The sequence below is a fragment of the Mesorhizobium sp. M1A.F.Ca.IN.022.07.1.1 genome, from assembly GCF_003997575.1.
In the GTDB taxonomy this organism is placed as follows: Bacteria; Pseudomonadota; Alphaproteobacteria; order Rhizobiales; family Rhizobiaceae; genus Mesorhizobium.
Genome location: NZ_RZST01000419.1, coordinates 1 through 4,383, shown reverse-complemented (window position 1 = coordinate 4,383; position 4,383 = coordinate 1). Strand labels below are relative to the sequence as shown.

At 63.3% G+C, this 4,383-nt stretch carries 6 protein-coding genes and 1 pseudogene; 5 read left to right on the top strand and 2 right to left on the bottom strand.

Features of this window, described 5'->3' with window-relative positions:
- Positions 1–130 precede the first annotated feature (130 nt).
- Positions 131–1,147, bottom strand: coding sequence for a glycosyltransferase (locus EOA75_RS29420; protein WP_127325797.1), 1,017 nt, complete (start codon positions 1,145–1,147; stop codon positions 131–133).
- Between the two features lie 55 nt (positions 1,148–1,202).
- Positions 1,203–2,360, bottom strand: a complete 1,158-nt coding sequence (locus tag EOA75_RS29415) for a nucleotidyltransferase family protein (RefSeq protein ID WP_127325796.1) — start codon at positions 2,358–2,360, stop codon at positions 1,203–1,205.
- Here EOA75_RS29415 and EOA75_RS29410 point away from each other — a divergent pair.
- From EOA75_RS29410 to EOA75_RS29390, 5 genes and pseudogenes are all read left to right on the top strand, one after another.
- Entirely contained in the window at positions 2,359–2,571 is a 213-nt protein-coding gene (locus tag EOA75_RS29410) for a hypothetical protein (RefSeq protein ID WP_127325795.1), read from the top strand. The two genes, EOA75_RS29415 and EOA75_RS29410, sit on opposite strands and share 2 nt — an antisense overlap.
- Before the next feature lie 291 nt (positions 2,572–2,862).
- Positions 2,863–3,015 carry a lasso RiPP family leader peptide-containing protein gene (locus tag EOA75_RS29405; protein ID WP_127325794.1) on the top strand — a complete coding sequence of 51 codons (153 nt, stop codon included), beginning with the start codon at positions 2,863–2,865 and terminating at the stop codon, positions 3,013–3,015.
- Positions 3,016–3,176: 161 nt separating this feature from the next.
- Positions 3,177–3,476, top strand: coding sequence for a PqqD family protein (locus EOA75_RS29400; protein WP_095799206.1), 300 nt, complete (start codon positions 3,177–3,179; stop codon positions 3,474–3,476).
- On the top strand, positions 3,460–3,876 hold the full coding sequence (locus EOA75_RS29395; RefSeq protein WP_127325793.1) for a lasso peptide biosynthesis B2 protein: 417 nt from the start codon (positions 3,460–3,462) through the stop codon (positions 3,874–3,876). Before EOA75_RS29400 ends, EOA75_RS29395 begins: the two co-directional genes overlap by 17 nt.
- Before the next feature lie 3 nt (positions 3,877–3,879).
- Positions 3,880–4,383: pseudogene (locus tag EOA75_RS29390) on the top strand (lasso peptide isopeptide bond-forming cyclase); the annotation flags it as partial.

Here is a 4,383-nt window from a genome sequence, read left to right as displayed (position 1 = left end):
CCATTCGATCGGCCTTTCGAAATTGCTGCACCGCAACATAGCTTGCCATTCTCGGGGCAAGTAGGCAACCTCGTAGTTTCGGAAAGCGGATTTTTTTGGGAACGGCGCCAGCGCTGACGCTTTTGTCGGATCATTCTGTTGCGGCACTCGTTGCCGGCATCAGGAAGCGCATCGGCGGCACCTGCTGCTTTGCAGCAATGCCGGCGCGGCGGAGCAACGCGTCCAGCTTGTCGGCCGCCACGCCGCGAACGATCGGGATCAGATTGGACTGGCTGGCCAAGGCATAGGCGGCAGCCGATGCCAGGCCGCGCTCCGCCTTCACGTCAAGGAAATTCCGCAGCCGATATTTGTCGCGCACATGGCGCTCGTGGCGCCGCAACGCGGCCTTCGAACCCTCCGGCAGGTTGCCCAGCGCCAGCAGCGCCAGGTCGGCATCCGCAAGCCGCTTCAGATCCTGCGTCCTGTGGCGGCCGCTCAGCGAGTCGGCGCGAACGATCGCGCCATAGCCGCAGGACTTGATGATCTTGAAACGCGCGCCGCAGGCGACCGCGCGCGCATAGAGCTCGTAGTCCTCGCCGAGCCGCAGGTTTTCATCGTAGCTCAGCCCGTGACGGCCGAGGAAGGCCCGGCTGATCACCGGCTTGAGGAAGCCCAGTTCGCCGCGCAGCACGCGGCGACGGGAAATGTTGCCTTCGATGAAACGCTCGAAGTCGAGGAATTGCGGTTCTGGCGCGAAGGACGGAGCTGCGACCTTGGTGGGGTCGGTCGCGGCATCGTCCCTGATCAGCATGATGTTGTCCGCCGCGAAATCCCAGTCGGGGCTGGCAAACAGCCGGCGGAAACGGCCTTCGAGGAAGAAATCGTCGGCGTCGAGGATGCTGATGAAAGGCGAAACGGAAGCCTTGATCGCGGCGTTGCGCGCAAAGGACGGACCATGGTTGACGTCGAGACGCATCACCTTGAGCCGACCGCTGCCATCATCGGCGGCGCGCGCCGCATTCTGTGTGTCGTCGGTGGAGGCGTCGTCGACCACGACGACTTCCGCCACCTCCGGCTCGCGCAGAGCCGAAGCGATGGCGACGGGTATGGTGCGCGCCGCGTTGCGGGCGGCGATGATGACGCAGACCCCTGGGGTCGTCACGGTCATGATTCACCTTTCGATTGCGTGAGTGACAGCCCGCCCATGAATGCAAAACCGATCTTCATGCGTTGCCCCGCACCGGCGCGGCCGCGGCCGGCCGCTCGAAGATCCGCCGGCTGAGATCGGCGGAAGCCGCCCAGCCGGCCTCCGCCAAATAACGCACGGGCTCGCGACCGCAGAGCTCCCACAGCACCGTTCGCCGCTGCGGCCAGCGCAACGAGGACAGCCAGGGCGCGATCACCATGTGGAAGAGGTCGGCATTGTCGATGCGCGCCAGGATCCGGGTGGCGCGGTCCGAAAGCAGCGTGCCGGTACCGCCAAGCAGAACATCGGCCGCGCGCAAAGCAAGTAGCAGCGTGTCGGCGAGGCCCTGCTCAGCGGCATGGTCGAGCAGTTTCTGCTGCTCGGCTTCGTTCAGCCGGCCGGCCGCGGCTCTGACGTCGCAGACATAGCCGGCGCAGGGCTCGCGGTTGAAGAAGGCTTTGGCGACGCTGATGCAGGACAAGAGCAACGTGTCGGACGCCGATATCAGGGGCATGGAGGCGCCCGCAACCTTGACCTCGCGCTTGCGGCGCAGGAAGCCGTCGATGTCGCGCGGGCTCGGCGAGCCCGGCTGCTGCAGCCGATAATGGAGATCGACCGTTGCGGCCCGCACGCCCTCGTCGCGGACCATGTGCTGCTCGCCGAGGAAACGCACCCACCAGACCGACCGGGACTTGCCGGCGACCTCGTAGCCGGCCGAGCGAAGGGCTTCGCGGGCGGCAGCGAAGCCGGACGGGCAAACCAGAATATCGACGTCGCCGGACGGCTTCATGAAATGGTCGCCGTAGAGCAGTTGCTGCTGGAGCGGTCCCTTCAGGAAGACGAAGTCGATCTGCCTGTCCTGCAACACCTGATGGATGGCGATCGAATCGCCGATGGAGGCGGCATTCATCGACATGGTACGCCGGCGATAACCATCGAGCCATGCGAGCAATTCGGGAGGCGTCGCGCCGGTGGCCCCATGCGAGAGAGCCTTGAGCAAAAAGACCGCGACCTTGTTCAACCTCGCAATGTCGGTAACGTCGGCCACGCAGATTGCCGGAGCCGGCATACCGCCATGGTCGACTGCTCGCGCTGTCGGATTGAAGAACAGCCGCAGACAGGCCTGCACATAGGCGACTTCGTCGGCACTGCCGGCCGCACGCAGCCTGTCGTAAGAAGCGTCCTGCACGGCCATGCCCGTTGTCGTCTCTCCGCAAAACCGCCCGCGGCGGCGTTTATACCGCAACTGCGAAGAAAAGCATCGCCAAAAAATCAGGAGCGCCATCCAGCGCCTTCCCAAGCCGCCTCGCGCCTGCAACCTGAGCGTTCATATTCGCTCATCGCCGATCAATTTTGAAGACAAATCCGGCGGCGGCGAAGTGAGCCGGCAATCTGCTATTTTCTGAAGTGTTTTCTTCGCAATTCCCACATAGCCACTTAAGCTCACGAACTTACCTCAATCAAATCATATGCTTACTTAGACGGCAAAAAAGGGATGTTGAACGTTCGAGTGGTGTTCGCCCGAGATGCAAAAGCCGACGGTGTCATCACCGACGCAGGCATGCGCAACCAAGAATTGATTACTGCCTGGTAAATCAGGCTTGACTCATAAATGTTGCCGTGCAGCAATTGCAATGCAGCATAGCAATATGCTGGCGGCATTCTGACGCCGCTTCCAGTCTTAATTGGAGAATAGAATGGAACAGAATGTTGAAAAGCAAGAGTACGAGACCCCAAGCCTGACGGTTCACGGTTCGATCGAAACGACCACGCAGGGTGCCTCCGGGACCACGGCGCTTGACGCGGCATTTCCCGCGCACACACCGGTCGGTGAGCTCACCTTCTCCTGAGCTTGCAGCGCCCGGAGTTGTCGCAGTTGGGGGCTCCGGGCGTTCTTTTTCTTCAAACGGCTGACCGGGGGCCCCTGCACTGGGCTCCCTGGACTCCCTGAGGATCGCAGGCAACCGATCCCGGTCGAGGTCACGCAGGCGTTCAACAATGAGGTTTTAGGATGCACTGGAACCCATCGAACCATGACCGCGTGGTCGCGAGCGGCGATGCCGTGGCTTGTGAATTCGGCAACGGACTGGCGCTGCTCCATCTCAAATCCAACATCTACTACAGCCTGAATGGCGTCGGCGCCTACATTTGGGAGCTGATCCAGGAGCCACGACCGATCCCCGACATAACAAGCGCGGTGCTCACCCGCTATGATGTCGATACAGAACGCTGCAAGGCCGATGTCGAGGGCTTGCTCAAGGGACTGATCGAAGCCGGGCTTGCGAGGTTCCACCATGAGGAACTGGCCTAGGGTCCTCTCGCTTAGCGGCTCAGAGGCGCTGTTTCTGGCGCGCTGCCTGGCAGTGGTCAGCCTCGTGCGGCTGGGGCTTACGCTTTCGTCCTATAATCGCATGCGTGCGCTGGTGACTCGACTGGAAGCGAGGAATGACGCTGGCATCGGCGATCTGCGGCGCGTCGCCTGGGGCGTTGCCGCTGCTGGACGATACGTGCCGGGCGCCAGCTGCCTTACCCAGGCGCTCGCCGGACAGTATCTGCTTGCCCGCCAGGGCAAGGCCTCCACGATCAGCATCGGCATCGCGCGCGACCCCGGCGCCGATCTCAAGGCGCACGCCTGGCTGATCAGCGGCGACCACATCGTGCTTGGCGGCTCCATCAACGGCTTTGCCCATCTTGTCGATCACGGACACTAGGCGATGAGCGGCGTCGCCGGAATTCTGCTCAGACAGGATGGCAGCCCAGCGGCGGCGGCCGACATCCAGCAGATGCTGGCGCGCATGCGCCACCGGGCGCGCGACGGCAGCTCATGGTGGACGGACAGACACGCAGCACTAGGCCATGCCTGGCTCAACACGACCGGCGAGCAGGGCCCTGGGCCGCTGACAATGGCCGGCGGCAAGCTCGCCATTACGGCCGATTGCCGGCTGGACAACCGCGAGGAGCTTCTGGCGCGGCTCGGTGTGCGCGACCGATCGGCCGCCGACGCCATACTGCTGATGCACGCCTATCTCAAATGGGGCGAGGCCTGTCCGACCTACCTGCAAGGCGATTTCGCCTTCGCGGTCTGGGACGCCGAGCGCCGGGCGCTGTTTTGCGCGCGCGACCATTTCGGCGTCAAACCTTTCTACTACCACTGCGCCGACAGGCGCTTTGCCTTCGCCTCGGAGATCGGCCCACTTCTGGCGCTGGATGGTGTCGGC